The organism is Bhargavaea ullalensis (assembly GCF_042432615.1).
GTDB lineage: Bacteria > Bacillota > Bacilli > Bacillales_A > Planococcaceae > Bhargavaea > Bhargavaea ullalensis.
This window is the reverse complement of sequence record NZ_JBHLWY010000005.1, coordinates 38,650-55,454: the sequence shown is the minus strand read 5'-3', so window position 1 is coordinate 55,454 and position 16,805 is coordinate 38,650. Positions and strand designations below refer to the sequence as shown.

Below are 16,805 nucleotides of genomic sequence, written 5' to 3'. Positions count from 1 at the left end.
CTAACAAGCAGGCCTTCCGGCAGGCGAACCCACCGGTCCGTCTGTCTTTTTTGATGTATAATCAATTTAACTTTCGTTCTATTCCATCGCATCGTTAAAAAAGAGGTCAGCCCATGAACTTATTCACCCGATTCCAATCAGATGGCAGATCCGGCAAGCCCGGAGTCAGCCTGCTTATGCGAATGATCGTCCTGATCAGCCTGCTCGTCATCGTCATCTGCCTTGCATTCGGCCTTTTTCTCCGCCATTTTCTTTCGGAGAGCATTGAGGATCAAATCGGCAAGCGGGCACTTGCACTCGCCGAGGCAACGGCAAACATTCCCGAACTGCAGGAGGCCTTCCTTCTTGAAGATCCGGCACCGGTCATCCAGGGGATCGTTGAGCCGATCCGCAAAAAAACCGGTGCCGAGTTTATCGTTGTCGGCAACCGTGAGGGAATCCGGTACTCCCATCCGGATGCTGCGAAGATCGGCGGACGCATGGTCGGCGGCGACAATGACCGGGCACTGGAATCCGGCGAATCATACATATCCAAAAAGGAAGGTTCGCTCGGCCTGTCGGTCCGCGGAAAAGTTCCCGTGTACTCGGATGGCGAAGTGGTCGGGGTCGTGTCGGTCGGCTTCCTGAATGACAATGTACAGGCGATTGCCCGATCCCAGAGCCGCTTGATCTGGTACACGCTCGCGTTTGTCATCCTGGCGGGCCTCGCCGGTGCCGTCCTCATCTCCCGGTACATCAAGTCCCTTCTCCGCAACATGGAGCCCGAGGAGATTTCACGGCTCTATGATCAAAAAGAAGCGATTCTCCAGTCCGTACGGGAAGGAATCATCGCCGTCGACGGAAACGGCCGGATCGCAACGGCAAACTCCGCTGCTCGGCGGGCCCTCGATGAAGAAGGCATGTCAGGAGAAAAACACGAGACGGGAATTCAGATCCGGGACGTCCTTCCATCCATCGTCAATTTACAAGACCATATTGAAGACCGTGAAATGATGCTTGGACGGCAGGTCGTCCTCGTCAGCCAAGTTCCGCTGACGAGCGGCGGTGACGGGGCAGTCATCACTTTCCGGAAGAAAAGCGACCTGCAGAAGATGACCGAAGAGCTTTCGAGAATCCGGCAATACGCGAACGCCCAGCGCGCCCAGACCCATGAACACTCCAACAAACTGCATGTCATCCTCGGCCTGCTCGTTCACGGACGGGCAGGAGAAGCCGTGGAGTTCATCAAAAAAGAAGAGAATATCCGGAGCAACCGCATGGACTTCCTGTCGGAACATGTGTCAGATCCGCTGATCGGGGCGCTCCTCCAAGGGAAATCGGTCCAGGCCCAGGAGCTCGGGATCGATTTCTCGATCAACCCCTTCAGCCGGCTTTCCGAAACGCTCCCGGAAAGCGTGCAGGACGCTCTTCTGACCGCACTCGGCAATGTCATTGAAAATGCATTTGATGCGGTGCGGTCCCATGATGAAGGAGAACGCCGGGTTCTGCTTTTCTTTACCGATGTCGGAGACGACCTGCTGTTTGAAGTCGAAGACTCGGGGGAAGGGATCTCGGAAGAGGATGCACGGAAAGTCTTCAACTCCGGTTTTTCAACGAAGGGGGACGGCAGGGGGAACGGGCTTGCCCTGGCGAGCGAGGCGATTCTCGGAGTGGGCGGCGAAGTGCTCATCGAAGACGGTGAATCGGGCGGTGCCTGCTTCGTCATCAGTATTCCGAAAAACAGGGGGGAAGATCGATGAATGGGGCTTATTCCGTTTTCATTATTGAAGATGATTTCCGTGTCGCCGAAGTGAATCGACATTACGTGGAGAAGATGGACGGATTCCGGGTGACCGGGATCGCCCGCAGCGGCAGGGAGGCGATCGGGCTCCTGGAGGATCATGTGCCCGATCTGATCTTGCTTGATTTTTATATTCCGGACGTGGACGGATCCGCACTCTTCCGTGAAATCCGCAGCCGGTTCCCGCAGGCGGACATCATCGCGGTCACCGCGGCGAACGAGGGGGAGACGGTGCGGGAGCTGCTCGGCGGAGGCGTGTTCGACCTGATCATCAAGCCGTTTGACGACAGCCGGTTTGAACGGACGCTCGAACGCTACCGGACCTACCGGGAACGGCTTGCCGGCAGCATCCGCCTGAGCCAGGAAGAGATCGACCGGCTTGCCGTCCGAAAGGAAGACAATGACCCGGTTGCAGCCGGACTGCCGAAGGGGATCGATCCGATCACGCTGGGCGAGATCAACCGGCTTTTCCGGGAGGAAACCATCGGCGGAATCACGGCGGCCGAACTGAGCAAACGGATCGGCACGAGCCGTTCCACCGCTCGCCGCTACCTGGAATATCTCGTATCCGAGGGCCTGCTCATGACAAAATCCATTTACGGGACCGTGGGCCGGCCCGAAAGGAAATACATGCCGAAATGAATTTTATGAACTTTATTCGGCTAATGGAACCTATCTGATTTATCATTAGAAGATTTATCCCCCTTGCGCGGGTGTGTTATTTTCAGACTACTGAAAACGCATTCAATCATAGGGGGTTTTTCAATTGAGTCTCAGCCTGATCGGCTTTTTGATCATTCTTGTCATCGTCGCCCTGCTCATCAGCGGCCGCGTGACGCCGATTGTCGCGATGGTGCTGCCGCCGATCGTCGGGGCGATGATCGCCGGATTCGCCTTCTCCGAAATCGGCGACTTCTTCAATGATGGCGTGAAGTCCGTCATTTCCGTCGCCGTCATGTTCATCTTCGCCATCATCTTCTTCGGGATCCTCCAGGACGTCGGCTTGTTCGAGCCGATGATCAACAAGATGGTCGCCTTCTCCAAAGGAAATGTCGTCATCGTCAGCCTCGTCACCGTCCTCGTGGCGATGGTTGCCCATCTGGACGGCTCGGGCGCCTCCACTTTCCTGATCACGGTTCCCGCTCTGCTGCCCGTCTATAAGCGGCTGAAGATGAATCCGTATCTCCTGCTCCTGCTTGTCGGCGGCGCGGCGAGCATCATGAACATGCTGCCGTGGGCCGGCCCGCTCGGCAGGGTCGCTTCAGTTCTTGAAATGGACGTCACCGAACTGTGGCGCCCGCTCATCCCGGTCCAGGTCATCGGCCTCGTCATCATGGTGATCATCGCCGTCCTGCTCGGTATGCGGGAACAGCGCCGGATCACAAAGCAGTATGGCTCTCTTGAAGCCGCGGCTGCGCTCGATGTTCCTGCGGACGACCCGTTCTCGGGCAGCGCGGACACGGCGGAAGATGCCGGCTCTCTTGCCAAGCCGAAGCTGATCTGGTTCAACGCCGTCCTCGCGGTTGCGGTCATCGGCATTCTTGTCTGGGGCATCGTTCCCGCCGGGCTTGCCTTCATGATCGGTGTCGCCATCGCACTTCCGGTCAACTATCCGAATGTCAAAGATCAGATGGACCGGATCCGCGCCCACGCGCCGAGCGCACTCACGATGGCGTCGATCATCCTGGCTGCCGGCCTGTTCCTCGGCATCCTGAACGGCACCGGCATGCTGGACGCCATTGCGGGCGATGCGGTCGGCGTGCTGCCGGCGGCGATTGCCCCGTATCTGCACATCATCATCGGGGTGCTGGGACTGCCGTTTGATCTGCTGCTCAGCACCGATGCCTACTACTTCGGCTTGTTCCCGGTCGTCGAGCAGATCGCTTCGGGCTTCGGCATCGATTCCCTGTCGACCGCCTATTCGATGATCGTCGGGAACATCGTCGGCACGTTCGTCTCCCCGCTCGCACCGGGCGTCTGGCTCGCACTCGGCCTCTCGGGACTCGAGATGGGCAAGCACCTCCGCTACTCGTTCTTCTGGATGTGGGGCATCGCCCTCGTCCTGCTGCTCGTGTCGGTGCTGCTCGGGGTTATCGCAATCTGAATAAAACTAAAACAGCACAGTGCCCGGTTTGGGACTGTGCTGTTTTTTTTGATTCACTTCGGGCTCGCTTCGGCCCGCTTTTTTGTCAGAGTCGGCCGTCCTGCCTGCCAATCTGCCTCGACCGACAACCCAAAAAAGCCGGAGAGGCATTCAGAATTGATCAGATCGGCGGTGTTCCCGGATCCGAAGACCCGTCCGTCTTTCAGCAGAAGGGTTTTATTGAACTCGGGGAGAATTTCCTCTGCGTGATGCGTCACATACAGAATCGCCGGGCCGTCCGGTCGCCGGGCGATCCGGGCGACCGATTCAAGCAGTTCTTCGCGGGCGATGAAATCCAGCCCGTTCGTCGGCTCATCCAGAATGAGGAGCTCCGGATCGGCCATGAGCGCCCGGCCGATGAGGATGCGCTGCCTTTCCCCCTGCGACAGCGTATGGAAGTTCCGGTTGGCATAATCCAGGCAGCCGAGTTCCCGGAGAATCTCCACGCCTTTTTGGTCCGTCTCGGCGTCCGTGTCTTCAAACAGGCCGATCGAGGCAAACGCGCCGCTCAGCACGACTTCATAGGCGTTGTCGTCGGGACGGATTTTCTGGCCGATGGATGAAGAGACGAAGCCGATCCGGCTTCTCAGCCGCTCCGCAAGGTACGTCTTGCCGAACTCCATCCCAAGCACGCGGATCGTTCCTTCCGTCGGGAACAGGTAGGCATTGATCAGTTCAAGCAGGGATGTCTTGCCCGAACCGTTCAGGCCGTACAGCACCCAGTGGTCCCCCTTCTCCACCCGCCAGCTGATGTCCTTCAGCACCCAGCGGCCGTCGCGCTTCCGGGAAACGTTCTCCAGCTCCAGAATCATCAAACATCCCCTTCTCACTTTTCTGACTTTCAACGATTGTACACCAATTCCAGGCAATGCGAAAAGCCCTCCCGGCACGGGGAGGACGTTGAAAATATGAAATGCTGATTTTTTTAGTAACTCCTGGGCGGGAGGGCTTTCTTAACATTCGAGCCGGTTTGCTTAACGTTCAGGCCATCTTGCTTAACATTCGACCTTCCGGCTGTTAATTCGTCAAGTAAATAATGCTTTCAGACATGTTCACCGCATGGTCCCCGACCCGCTCCAGGCTGCGGCAGATGAAAGCGAGCTGGGTGATCTGGTTCACGCGGCGCGGGGAGAGGGCCATGATCTGCATGAGTTCCCGGATCCGTTCTTCGTACAGCCGGTCGACCCGGCCATCGGTTTCGGCGATGGCCAGCGCGAGCTTCGGGTCTTCCAGGTCATAGGCGTCAAATGCCTTGTTGAGCATGTCCTGGACGATCGCCGCCATCTTCGGGATGTCGACGATCGGCTTGATGAGCGGTTCGTCGCCGATCCGCAGCGTGCATTTGGCAATGTTCACGGCCAGGTCGCCGACCCGCTCCACGTCCGTCGAGATTTTCAGCGCGGTGATGACTTTCCGGAGATCGGTCGCCACAGGCTGCTGGCGGGCGATGAGCCCGATCACCCAGTTGTTGATCTCCTCGTCAAGGCGGTTGATTTCAACGTCGCTGTCGATGACGACCCTGGCAAGCAGCAGGTTCTGTTCCTTGAGCGCCGTCACCGAGTCGTCAAGTGCCCGCTCTGCAAGATCCACCATCCGCAACAGCGTTTGCTTCAGGGCCGCAAGTTCCTGGTCGAATGTCTTTCTGACGCTTTCCGTCCCTCTCATCCGCACTCCTCCTTCAGCCGAACCGGCCTGAAATGTAATCTTCCGTCCGCTTGTCTTCCGGGTTGGAAAACATCTTTCCGGTCTCGTCGTATTCAATCACTTCCCCGTTCAGGAAAAACGCCGTCCGGCCGGAAATCCGTCCAGCCTGCTGCATGTTGTGGGTGACGATCACGATTGAATAATCGTCCCTCAGTTCCTGCACCAGCTCCTCGACCCTCAAAGTCGAAATCGGATCCAGTGCGGAGGTCGGCTCGTCCATGAGGATGACATCCGGCTCGACGGCAAGCGCCCGGGCGATGCAGATCCGCTGTTGCTGGCCGCCCGAGAGCGAGCAGGCATTCGCCTTCAGCCGGTCTTTCACTTCCTCCCAGATCGCGGCGCCGCGCAGGCTCTTCTCGACAATCTCATCCAGGAGCTTTTTGCTGCGGATCCCGTGGATGCGCGGACCGTAGGCAACATTGTCATAGATCGACTTCGGGAACGGATTGGGCTTCTGAAACACCATCCCGACGCGCGTGCGCAGTTCTTCCGGGGAAAATCCCCTGTCCAGAATGTTGCGTCCGCGATAAATGATCTCTCCCGACGTCCGGACGCCGCCGATGAGGTCGACCATTCGGTTCAGCGTTTTGATGTAAGTGGATTTGCCGCATCCGGACGGGCCAATGATCGCGGTCACTTCATTTTCCCGGATCGGCAGGTCAATATTCTTCAGCGCATGGTGATTGCCGTACCACAGATTAAGCCGCTTCGTGTCGAAGACGAGCGGCCGCGCATCCGCAAGCTCCGGCGGCCTGGAAATTGCTTTCAGTCCCGCCCGTTCACGGGTCCGTTCGATCATTTGCACCATTTCGTTTCCTCCTGTTCGGTCAGTATCTGTTGCGGAACTTGTTGCGGATCAGGACGGCGGCGGAGTTCATGGCGAGCAGCAGGATCAGCAGGACAATGATGCCGGCGGACGCGACTTCCTGGAAAGCGGCCTGCGGACGTTTTGCCCAGTCGTAGATCTGCATCGGCAGCGCCGTGAACGTGTCCAGCACGCCTGCCGGGAGGAACTGGATGATCACCGGGACCCCGAGCACGATGAGCGGCGCCGTCTCTCCGATCGCCCGGGACAGGGCGAGAATGCTGCCTGTCAGGATGCCCGGCACCGCACCCGGCAGGACGACCCGGACGATGGTCTGCCACTTGGTCGCCCCCATGCCGAAGGAAGCTTCGCGCAGATCCCGCGGCACTGCCCGGATGGCCTCCTGCGATGCGACGATGATCACCGGCAGGATCAGCAGGCTCATCGTGAGCCCTGCTGCTAAAATACTGTTGCCGAGAGCGAGCGCCCTTGCAAAAACCGTCAGGCCGAGCAGGCCGAACACGACCGACGGCACCCCTGCGAGATTGGAAATGTTCATCCGGACCCAGTCGTTCAACCGGTTTTTCTTCGCATACTCCTCCAGATAAACGGCTGTTCCGACTCCCAGGATCATCGAGACCGGCGCAACGACGGCCATCAGCCAGAGCGATCCGGTGAGCGCGGCCCGGATGCCTGCCTTTTCCGGCATCCGGGAAGCAAAGTTTTCGAAAAACGCGGGCGTCAGGTTTCCCAGTCCCTGCGATAAAATCCGGTAGAACAGGACGCCGAGCACCATGAGGACGAGCAGCGTGGAGGTCAGAAACAGCATCCTGAACAATCGGTCAGCGGCTTTTCTTGCCTTCATCCGCCCTTCCACGGCCTCCGGGTCCATGAGCGGGCGGACCGGTTGCCTTTCGGTGATCCTCATCTCAATACGCCTCCCTGAATCGCTTCGCGATGCGGTGTGCGGCCCAGTTCATGAGCAAGGTGAACAGGAACAGCGTGGATCCGACCGCGTAGATGGAATAGTAGACCGGGGTGCCGTAACCGGCGTCGCCCGTCGCCACCTGGACAATATAGGCGGTCATCGTCTGGATGGAGCCGGTGAATCCGGCGTCAAGATTCGGCGTCGACCCGCCGGCAAGCGACACGATCATCGTTTCGCCGATTGCCCTGGAAGCGGCAAGGACGACAGACGCGAGGATGCCGGACAGGGCGGCCGGGAGCACGACCTTGACCGCGACCTCAAACCGGGTCGACCCCATCGCCAGCGCCCCTTCGCGGACCGGGTTCGGCACGGCCGACATGGCGTCCTCGGACAGGGAAGCGATCATCGGGATGATCATGATGCCGACGACGATGCCCGGGCTGAGCGCGTTGAAGACCTTCAGGCCCGGGATCACCGACTGAAGCAGCGGCGTGACGAATGTCAGGGCGAAAAAACCGTAGACGATCGTCGGGATCCCTGCAAGTACTTCGAGCACCGGCTTGATGATCCGGCGGGCGCCGTCCGAGGCGTATTCGCTCAGGTAGACCGCCGCCGACAGCCCGACCGGAACGGCGGTGATCACGGCGATCAGCGTGACTTTGAGCGTCCCCGCGACGAGCGGAAGGATGCCGAACTGCGGGTCCTTGTTTGAAAACGGGAGCCACTCGGTGCCGAAGATGAACGACCTGAACGGCACTTTTGTAAAGAACGTGAGGGTCTCGGCGACAAGCGTGGCGACAATCCCGGCGGTCGTCAGCACCGACACCGCCGCGATCAGGAACAGGACGGCGGGAACGGCCCGCTCCGCTGCACGCTTTCGCTTGTTGCCCGCCGACTTTGCAATCATCTGTTGGACGGACGACCGTTCTCCAGTTGCCTGCTTTCCCATTGCGCACCTCCTGTTTTCATGGCGGAATCAATTCGGGCGTTACTTTTCGAACCGGGCAAGCACTTCTTTTCCTTTTTCATAGTCCTCATCCTGCAGTTTCACATAGCCGACCGACTCTGCCATGTCCCCGGCATTGCCGAGCACAAAGTCGAAGAAGTTGCGGGTGGCCGCATCATCGGCGAGTGCTGCATTGCTCACATAGGTGAAGAGCGGACGGGACAGCGGCTCGTACTCTCCGGATTCGATTGTGTTGCTGTCCGGCCCGACCCCGTTGACGGCGACCGCTTTCAGGGAGTCCCGGTTGGCGACATAGTAGGCGTAGCCGAAAAAGCCGATGGCGTTTTTATCGCTCTGCACACCCTGGACGAGGACGTTGTCGTCTTCGGACAGCATGGCATCCTTCACCATATCTTCCTCTTCAAGAATCACTTCATTGAAATAGTCGTAAGTTCCGGAGTCGGTGCCCGGTGCATAGAAGACGATTTCCTCTTCCGGCCACTCCGGATTGATATCCGACCATTTTTTCTTCGTGCCGTCTTCGATCCAGATTTTCTTCAGGTCCTCGACGGTGAGATTCTCCGCCCAGTCATTTTCGGGGTTGACGACGACCGTCAGCCCGTCGTAGGCGAGCAGGAATTCCGTATAGTCGATGCCCGCTTCTTCCAGCTTCTGCTTTTCTTCATCTTTGATCGGACGGGAGGCATTGGAGAATTTCGTTTCGCCGGCTGCGAACTTCTCAAAGCCGCCGCCTGTTCCGGACACGCCGACGGTGACGTTCACGTCCGTCCCGGTCGCGGTGTATTCCTCAACGAGGGCCTCCATGATCGGCGCGACGGTGCTTGATCCGTCTCCGGCAACGCTGCCTTCCACCTTGGCTTCCCGGGAAGCGCCGGCAGTTCCGGTCTCGGCCGCAGCGTCCTTCTCCACAGTGGTTCCACCGCAAGCCCCGAGCAGCAATGCAGAGCCGACCGCCGTCAAACCGAGATAGTATTTCCAGCTTTTCATGAGTTTGTTCCCCCTGTGGTTTGTATTGTTTGCAGGTTCTACTTTAACGGGGGGTTGTTGAGCGGGCATGAACGGAAGGTAAATGATTGTAAAGAAAACCGGGGATTTGTAAACGGAAGATAAATAGAGGTTTGAAAGGGGCTGTGTTAAGGTGAATTTGTATGCGCTTTCAAATTCAGGGAAGGGAGAAATTCAGTTGAAGAACTTCGGCAACCAAGTCCAGTTCAGCGTCTATCAGCAGCTTGAGGAAAATATCATTCCGGTGTCCTACGAGGCGCTGGAAGCACGGGCAAAAGAAGAGCTCGAGGCGAAGCCGTTCGATTACGTGGCGGCATCTGCGGGCGTTGAAGACACGGCAAAGGAAAACAATCTCGCATTCCGGAAATGGAGGATCGTCCCCCGGATGCTGCGCGACACGGCTGACCGGGACATCGGCATCGAGCTGTTCGGCCGGAAGCTGAATGTGCCGCTCCTGCTCGCGCCGATCGGCGTCCAGTCGATTGTCCATCCAGAGGGGGAGCTCGCATCCGCCCGGGCCGCGGCATCGATGGGCGTGCCGTTCATCGCCAGCACCGCTTCGACATTCAGCCTGGAGAACATCGCCGCAGAGACGGAAGAGGCCGAAAAGTGGTTCCAGCTGTACTGGAGCAATGACCACGAACTTGCGGCCAGCATGGTGAAGCGTGCAGAGTCCGCCGGCTACGGGGCGATCGTCATCACACTCGACACGCCGATGATGGGCTGGCGGGAAAAGGACATCCACCACGCCTATCTCCCGTTCCTGGAGGGGAAGGGGATCGGCAACTATCTCGAAGACCCGATGTTCTGCTCAAGGCTCGAACGTTCCCCTCAGGAAGACATCCGTTCCGCGATCCTGCACTGGGCGCAGGTGTTCGGAAATCCTTCGCTCACCTGGCGCGATCTCGAGTTCATCCGTTCCCAGACGAAGCTGCCGGTCTTATTGAAAGGAATTCTCCACCCGGATGATGCCCGGCTCGCCGTCGACAGCGATGTGGACGGTCTCATCGTCAGCAACCACGGCGGTCGCCAGGTCGACGGCGCCATCACGGCGATCGATGCCCTCCCGGATATTGTGGACACCGTGCAGGGGGAAGTCCCCGTCCTCATGGACAGCGGCATCCGCCGGGGCGCCGACATGGTGAAGGCCCTCTCGCTCGGTGCAAGCGCCGTCCTCCTCGGCCGCCCGTATATGTACGGGCTGGCACTCGCCGGGGAAGCCGGCGTCCGCCAAGTGCTCCGCAACCTCATCGCCGACTTCGACTTGACGATGGCGCTCTCGGGAAGCCGATCGGTGGGCGAACTGGGACGGGACTTGCTGAAACGGATTTGATCATCCGCAGATCCGGCCGGAAAGATAAATCTGACCTTAAACTATTCATATAAACTGAACCTTTTCAAAAGCCAGTCCCCGCTTTATGATTTTGACATTCCAATTAAAGCAGGGAAGGTTGACATCATGCAAAAAGCTTCTCGGATTCCAGCTTCCGCGTCCAGCGTGAAAACACGGGACCTGATCATCTCCGCCATGCTCGTGGCGCTCGTTTTCGTTTCCACCGTATTTCTGAACATCAAGCTGCCGATTACGGCGAACGGCGGGCTCGTCCATCTCGGCACGGCGATGCTCTTCATTTCTTCGATGTTGTTCGGACCGAAGAAAGGCGCCGTTGCCGGTGCGGTCGGGATGGGGCTGTTCGACCTCATCTCCGGCTGGACGCTTTGGGCGCCGTTCACATTTTTCACCCGCGCGCTCCAGGGTTACATCGTCGGGAAAATCGCCTGGTCCGGCGGCCGCAAAGGCGGCAGTCCGGTGTTCAACATCATAGCGGCGGTCGTCTCGGTTCCGTTCATGCTCGGCGGTTATTACCTTTGCGAAGGCGTCCTGTTCAGCAACTGGATCGTCCCGGCCGCGTCCATCCCGGGGAACATCACGCAGAACATCGTGGGGCTCATCGTCGCGATTCCGGTTTGCATCGCGCTGAAGAAGACGCCGCTGTTCAAGTGAGCCGGTCGTCTGATGGGATGATCGCCGGGTGAATAGTCGGAAAGGCATCACCAATCGTCAGAAAGACCACTCGAATAGACTGAAACAACAAACCCCTTCGCCCGGAACTTGTCCGGAGAAGGGGTTTCTCTGTTTATACGGTTTCTTTTTCGCTGTCCTTCAGGCCGAGCACTTCTGAAGTGGATTCGAAGATCTCTTCGAAGAGTTCCGGGTTGTCCGCAAGGGAGATGCCGTACGACGGAACCATTTCCTTGATCTTCGGCTCCCATTCTTCAATGTGCTCAGGGAAGCATTTATTCAGGATGTCGAGCATGACGTGGACCGCCGTCGATGCGCCGGGGGACGCGCCGAGAAGTGCGGCGACGGAGCCGTCCTGCGCCGTAACGACTTCCGTGCCGAACTGGAGCGTGCCTTTGCCGCCCGCTTCGGTGTCTTTGATGACCTGGACGCGCTGGCCGGCGACGACGACTCTCCAGTCTTCGAGTTTCGCAGTCGGAATGAATTCCTTCATCTCTTCCACACGCTTCTCGTTGGAAAGCATGAGTTGCTCGATCAGGTACTTCGTGAGTTTCATTTCCTTCGCGCCCGCTGCCAGCATCGTGAAGACGTTGTTCGGCTTCACGGACGTGATGAGGTCCATGTAGGAGCCCGTTTTTAGGAACTTCGGCGAGAAGCCCGCATACGGTCCGAACAGGAGAGATTTCTTGCCGTCGATGTAGCGGGTGTCGAGGTGAGGGACCGACATCGGCGGTGCGCCGACCTTCGCTTTGCCGTACACCTTGGCGTTGTGCTTCTCGACCATTTCCTCATTGTCGCAGACGAGGAACAGGCCGCTGACCGGGAATCCGCCGATGTGCTTGGATTCCGGGATGCCGGTTTTCTGGAGCAGATGAAGGCTGCCGCCGCCCGCTCCGATGAAGATGAACTTGGCGGTATGGGTTTCCAGCCGGTTGCCGTCGAGATCGCGGACTTTCACTTCCCAGCTGCCTTCTTCTGTCCGCTTGATGTCGTCGACGCTGTGGCGGTAGTTCACTTCCACGCCTTCCTCCTGAAGATGATCAAACAGGATGCGCGTCAGGGCGCCGAAGTTGACGTCCGTGCCGGAATCGATTCTCGTGAGCGCGACCGGCTCGTCGGAATTCCGGCCCTCCATCATGAGCGGAACCCATTCCTTCATCACTTCAGGATCCTCCGTGAATTCCATGCCTTGGAACAGAGGGTGGTCCTTGAGCACTTCATGCCGTTTGCGCAAGTACTCGACGTCGTCCTTCCCTTCGACAAAGCTCATATGGGGAAGCGGCATGATGAATTCGTGCGGGTTTTTAATCAGATTGTGTCGGACAAGGTGTGCCCAGAACTGGCGGGAAAGCTGGAATTGCTCATTAACCTTGACCGCCTTCTGGATATCAAGCGTGCCGTCCGCCTTTTCGGGCGTATAGTTCAGCTCACACAGGGCGGAGTGGCCCGTGCCGGCATTGTTCCATTCATTCGAGCTTTCTTCGCCTGGCTCCGCCAGCTTTTCAAATACTTTGATCTCCCATTCGGGAACGAGTTCCTTCAGCATCGATCCAAGCGTGGCGCTCATGATTCCGGCACCGATTAAGATCACGTCTGTTTTCTTATTCATGCTGCTCATGACAACCTTCCTTATCCCATGTATTTGCAAAAATAGTTAATCGACAGTGTCGGTGCCGAGATCTCAGCACCGCCCAAAAACATTCCATCCTATATTATAACAAGCCTCTGTCGAGAATGATTGCTTTTTGTCCGAAATAGCGATATTGCAATTATATACTGTTTCTGGCTGTCAAAAAAGTGAGAAGCCTTTGCCTGCATGCGCTTTCATCCTCATTTGCCGGGTGAGTATGAACGCTCACACATAACGGTGCCCCGATCAGGGTAAAGGTCAGTAATCCATTTGAAAGGGAGGAACCATTCATGTCAGACGTTTTGTTTACATCCTCGGCGACCGCTCATGGAGGACGAGAAGGAAAAGTGGAGTCTTCGGACGGCGTCGTCAGTTTCGAGACCGCGATGCCCGGGACACCAAGGGCAAAGGAGCTTGAAAACGGCACCAACCCCGAGCAGCTGTTTGCGGCGGGCTATGCCGCTTGTTTTGACGGGGCTTTGAATCTTGTGGCCAAAAAGGAACGGATCCGACTGGACACCGAGACGACGGCGAACGTCAGCCTGCTGAAAGACCCGTCGGACGGCGGCTTCAAGATTGCCGTCAAACTGCAGGTCAAAGGCTCCGGTACCGATCAAGAGAAACTGGAAGAGCTTGTGCAAAAGGCCCACCAAGTATGCCCTTACTCAAAAGCAACGCGCGGAAATGTCGATGTCGAGCTGGAAGTGCTCTGATCTTTGCTCCCTCAAGAAAAAGCAATGCTTTCACCGGAAATCCGGCGGAAGCATTGCTTTTTGTCTGTGCAGGAAGCCGCCGCGTCACTTGTGATACGGCTCATGCTTCATGATCTTGAACGCCCGGTAGATCTGCTCGAGCAAAATGAGCTTCATCAGCTGGTGGGGGAAAGTCATTTTCGAGAAACTCAGCTTTCCGTCCGCCCGCCGGAGGACGTCCTCGTGCAATCCGAGCGACCCGCCGATAACAAAGGCGATTTTGCTTTTTCCGTAAGTCATCAGCCGGCCGAGTTCGTCGGCCAGCTCTTCGGATGTCTTTTGTGTGCCGTTGATCGCCAGTGCGATGACATGGGCATCCGCCGGAAGTTTCGACAAAATCCGTTCTCCCTCTTTCTTCTTCACCTTATCCATCTCCGCCGCACTCAGCTGCTCGGGTGCTTTTTCATCCGCCACTTCCACAAACTCGACCTTCGTGTACGATTGAAGTCGTTTTGCATATTCTTCGATGCCGGATTTCAGATATTTTTCCTTGAGCTTTCCGACTGTAACAATTGTAATACTCACAGCTTGTCCACCTTCATGTTTTGGGTTATTCACAGAGTTTATGCACATATCCACAGGCAAAAACAACATATGGTGTCCGACTATGTGTTCGACACAACATATATAGCAGCCTGTGCACAATAGTCACAGACTGTGGATAACTCTTCTTCAGTGTAGATCTTCTCCATGTCCGGAAAGTTTTCCGTCTTGGCCGTGACTTCATCCAAAGCCCGGTATATGTGGGTTTCGCAGCTGTTGATCCGGATTTTCTCCACTTGTTCCCCTCCTTTTATCCTACATAAAGTTATGAACATTCACTCGGACTTATCCACAATGTGCACTTTGCAACGAACAGTCCGAAAAAGATGGGCAGCCGGTGGACTTGGTTCCCGATCTGCCCGTTGTGGATAATAATATTTGTAACATTCGAAGAAAAGTTCTGTCAATTGGTTGCAAAGTGCTACAATGTCATTTCCGCTTCCGCTTTCTTTCCGTCCCGGTAGAAGGTGACGGACATCTTTTCGCCCGGTTTCTTTTCGTTGTACAAGTGTTTGCGGAGTTCGATCATATTCGCCACTTTCTTCCCGTCCATCTCTACAATAACATCAAATCTCCGGAGTCCGGCTTCCGCGGCGGGCGATCCCGGCGATACTTCGTCGATGACGACGCCTTCCGTGACATCTTCCGGGAGCTTCAGAGTGTCGCGCTGATGGACGGCCGGGACGCTCAGAAGATCGATGAGGGTGACACCCATCTGGGCACGCCGCACTTCGCCGTGCTTTTCCAGGTCTTCGATGATCGGGATGGCCGAATTGATCGGAATGGCGAGCCCGATCCCTTCAACGGTCTCTTCGGAAATCTTCATCGAGTTGATCCCGACAAGCTGGCCCGCCAGATTGATGAGCGCACCGCCGGAGTTGCCCGGGTTGATCGCCGCATCGGTCTGCAGCACTTCGGCGTTCCAGTCTACCTGATTGTCTCCATTGAGGTCAACGGGGATCGAACGGTTTGTGCCCGAGATGACGCCGACCGTGACCGAGCCGGAGAATCCAAGTCCGAGCGGATTGCCGATTGCGATGACCGTTTCACCGCGCTTGAGGGCGTCCGAATCACCGAAATCAATGACGTCCTTCACGCCGGGATCGTCCATCTCGATGACGGCAAGATCTGTCCAGATGTCCCGCCCGAGCAGTTTGCCTTCCACTTTCGTGCTGTCTTCAAGCGTCACTTCAAGCTGGGTGGCATTTTCAACGACATGGTTGTTCGTGACGACATAGGCCTTGCCGTCTTTTTTCTTGTAGATGACGCCCGAGCCGACGCCGACCGGCACGGGATCCGTCGAGTTGGTCCAGTAGTTACCGGACGTCTGTAAATTCGTCACGCCGACAACAGTGGACGAGGTCTTTTCCACTGCTTCCGTGATGCCGGTGTTGATGTCCATCGATATGGTCTTCGACTGCTTGCTGCCGGTTGCGGCACCGTCGGCCGTCTCGGTTTTGGCGCCGCCCTCTTTTTCCGTATTGTTTTTGTCCGCCTGGCTGTCCGGCATGAGACATCCCTGCAGAAGCATGGCGGTGAGGATCGCTCCCGCCGCTCCGGTACGGCGGTGTTTACGCATGCCGTCATCCTTGTTTTGCATCCCAAACTCCTCCTTCATAGATACGGATGCCCTTAGATTACCCGAAACCCGACAATCGAACACAAGTGCTTCCAACCACAGAAAAACGGACGCAAAAAAATGCCCGTCCCAAAAATGGACAGGCATTGGATCAGACCGTGACGAGCTCCGTCGGCTGCTCCGCGTCCGTGTCGAACAGATGGACGAATTCGCCCGTTCGGATGCCGCATGTCTCAAGCGTCTGAGACACGCTCAGTCTCGCCAGGTCCTTCATATTGTTGTCTTTGGACAGGTGGGACAGATAGATGCGGGTTTCTTTTTCCGCCACAACCTCGCTCATCGCGACGGCTGCATCCTCATTGGATACGTGGCCGACGTCACTGAGGATCCGGCGCTTGACGTTCCACGGATAGCGGCCCATCTGAAGCATGCTTACGTCATGGTTGCTTTCAAACACATAGGCGTCCGCACCTTGGATCCAGCCCTTCATCCGGTCGCTGACGTACCCGGTGTCCGTGATCAGGACCAGTTTCCGTCCGTTTTCATGGAAAACATAGAACATCGGATCCGCCGCATCGTGGGATACCGCGAATGACTGGACGTCAAAACTTCCGAACGTCTTCACCGTTTCCATGTCGAACTCAAACCGCTGCTCCGCCGGAATGTTGCCGACGAGCCCGTCCATCGCCTTCCATGTCTTTTCATTGGCATAGACCGGCACGCCGTATTTGCGCGCCGTCACGCCAAGCCCCCGTATATGGTCACTGTGTTCATGAGTGATAAAAATGCCGTCCAGGCCTTTCATGTTGCGGTCCACTTCGCCGAGAAGCTTCTCCAGCTTCCGGGTACTCAGTCCCGCGTCCACAAGAAAGGCATGTTCGTCGTTCTCAATGTAAATTGAATTGCCGGTGCTTCCACTGGCCAATACACTAAAGCGCATACTCGG

Annotated in this window: 17 protein-coding genes; 6 read left to right on the top strand and 11 right to left on the bottom strand. The window is 57.1% G+C overall.

All coding sequences use genetic code 11. The features are described from left to right. The first annotated feature begins 113 nt into the window (after positions 1 to 113). From ACFFIY_RS01040 to ACFFIY_RS01030, 3 genes are all read left to right on the top strand, one after another. Complete coding sequence (locus tag ACFFIY_RS01040; RefSeq protein ID WP_354197497.1) at positions 114 to 1,739, top strand: ATP-binding protein; 1,626 nt, start codon at positions 114 to 116, stop codon at positions 1,737 to 1,739. Then, entirely contained in the window at positions 1,736 to 2,422 is a 687-nt protein-coding gene (locus ACFFIY_RS01035; RefSeq protein WP_354197495.1) for a response regulator, read from the top strand. Before ACFFIY_RS01040 ends, ACFFIY_RS01035 begins: the two co-directional genes overlap by 4 nt. Before the next feature lie 124 nt (positions 2,423 to 2,546). Then, complete coding sequence (locus ACFFIY_RS01030) at positions 2,547 to 3,884, top strand: CitMHS family transporter (protein WP_354197493.1); 1,338 nt, start codon at positions 2,547 to 2,549, stop codon at positions 3,882 to 3,884. A 53-nt stretch (positions 3,885 to 3,937) separates the two neighbouring features. Here the strand turns inward: ACFFIY_RS01030 and ACFFIY_RS01025 are convergent, their stop codons facing one another. The 6 genes from ACFFIY_RS01025 to ACFFIY_RS01000 all read right to left on the bottom strand — a co-directional run bounded on the left by ACFFIY_RS01025 (position 3,938) and on the right by ACFFIY_RS01000 (position 9,314). Then, on the bottom strand, positions 3,938 to 4,735 hold the full coding sequence (locus ACFFIY_RS01025; RefSeq protein ID WP_354197491.1) for an ABC transporter ATP-binding protein: 798 nt from the start codon (positions 4,733 to 4,735) through the stop codon (positions 3,938 to 3,940). A 205-nt stretch (positions 4,736 to 4,940) separates the two neighbouring features. Further along, the gene (gene phoU / locus ACFFIY_RS01020) at positions 4,941 to 5,588 is read right to left on the bottom strand and encodes a phosphate signaling complex protein PhoU (RefSeq protein ID WP_354197489.1); all 648 of its coding nucleotides are present in this window, start codon (positions 5,586 to 5,588) and stop codon (positions 4,941 to 4,943) included. 13 nt (positions 5,589 to 5,601) lie between these two features. Beyond that, positions 5,602 to 6,435: a phosphate ABC transporter ATP-binding protein PstB gene (gene pstB, locus ACFFIY_RS01015; protein WP_354197487.1), complete on the bottom strand. Its 834-nt coding sequence runs from the start codon at positions 6,433 to 6,435 to the stop codon at positions 5,602 to 5,604. Positions 6,436 to 6,454: 19 nt separating this feature from the next. Beyond that, entirely contained in the window at positions 6,455 to 7,360 is a 906-nt protein-coding gene (gene pstA, locus ACFFIY_RS01010; protein ID WP_376837136.1) for a phosphate ABC transporter permease PstA, read from the bottom strand. 1 nt (position 7,361) lies between these two features. Then, on the bottom strand, positions 7,362 to 8,309 hold the full coding sequence (pstC, locus tag ACFFIY_RS01005) for a phosphate ABC transporter permease subunit PstC (RefSeq protein WP_354197485.1): 948 nt from the start codon (positions 8,307 to 8,309) through the stop codon (positions 7,362 to 7,364). A gap of 39 nt (positions 8,310 to 8,348) precedes the next feature. Further along, positions 8,349 to 9,314, bottom strand: a complete 966-nt coding sequence (locus ACFFIY_RS01000; RefSeq protein WP_354197483.1) for a PstS family phosphate ABC transporter substrate-binding protein — start codon at positions 9,312 to 9,314, stop codon at positions 8,349 to 8,351. A gap of 196 nt (positions 9,315 to 9,510) precedes the next feature. On the opposite strand from ACFFIY_RS01000, the gene ACFFIY_RS00995 reads away from it, so the two are divergent. Continuing rightward, a complete protein-coding gene (locus ACFFIY_RS00995) occupies positions 9,511 to 10,665 on the top strand; it encodes a lactate 2-monooxygenase (protein ID WP_354197481.1) in 1,155 nt (384 codons plus the stop codon). A gap of 126 nt (positions 10,666 to 10,791) precedes the next feature. After that, positions 10,792 to 11,337, top strand: a complete 546-nt coding sequence (locus ACFFIY_RS00990; protein WP_354197479.1) for an ECF transporter S component — start codon at positions 10,792 to 10,794, stop codon at positions 11,335 to 11,337. Between the two features lie 133 nt (positions 11,338 to 11,470). On the opposite strand, the gene ACFFIY_RS00985 is transcribed toward ACFFIY_RS00990, so the two are convergent. Further along, complete coding sequence (locus ACFFIY_RS00985) at positions 11,471 to 12,973, bottom strand: malate:quinone oxidoreductase (protein WP_354197477.1); 1,503 nt, start codon at positions 12,971 to 12,973, stop codon at positions 11,471 to 11,473. A 302-nt stretch (positions 12,974 to 13,275) separates the two neighbouring features. Between ACFFIY_RS00985 and ACFFIY_RS00980 the strand changes: the two genes are divergently transcribed. Next, the gene (locus tag ACFFIY_RS00980; RefSeq protein WP_354197475.1) at positions 13,276 to 13,698 is read left to right on the top strand and encodes an organic hydroperoxide resistance protein; all 423 of its coding nucleotides are present in this window, start codon (positions 13,276 to 13,278) and stop codon (positions 13,696 to 13,698) included. 84 nt (positions 13,699 to 13,782) lie between these two features. On the opposite strand, the gene rlmH is transcribed toward ACFFIY_RS00980, so the two are convergent. From rlmH to ACFFIY_RS00960, 4 genes are all read right to left on the bottom strand, one after another. Next, entirely contained in the window at positions 13,783 to 14,262 is a 480-nt protein-coding gene (rlmH, locus tag ACFFIY_RS00975) for a 23S rRNA (pseudouridine(1915)-N(3))-methyltransferase RlmH (RefSeq protein ID WP_354197473.1), read from the bottom strand. Positions 14,263 to 14,342: 80 nt separating this feature from the next. Further along, on the bottom strand, positions 14,343 to 14,555 hold the full coding sequence (locus tag ACFFIY_RS00970; RefSeq protein WP_354197471.1) for a CxxH/CxxC protein: 213 nt from the start codon (positions 14,553 to 14,555) through the stop codon (positions 14,343 to 14,345). A 146-nt stretch (positions 14,556 to 14,701) separates the two neighbouring features. Continuing rightward, complete coding sequence (locus ACFFIY_RS00965) at positions 14,702 to 15,880, bottom strand: S1C family serine protease (RefSeq protein ID WP_354197469.1); 1,179 nt, start codon at positions 15,878 to 15,880, stop codon at positions 14,702 to 14,704. Between the two features lie 130 nt (positions 15,881 to 16,010). Continuing rightward, entirely contained in the window at positions 16,011 to 16,799 is a 789-nt protein-coding gene (locus ACFFIY_RS00960) for an MBL fold metallo-hydrolase (RefSeq protein ID WP_354197467.1), read from the bottom strand. Positions 16,800 to 16,805 lie beyond the last annotated feature (6 nt).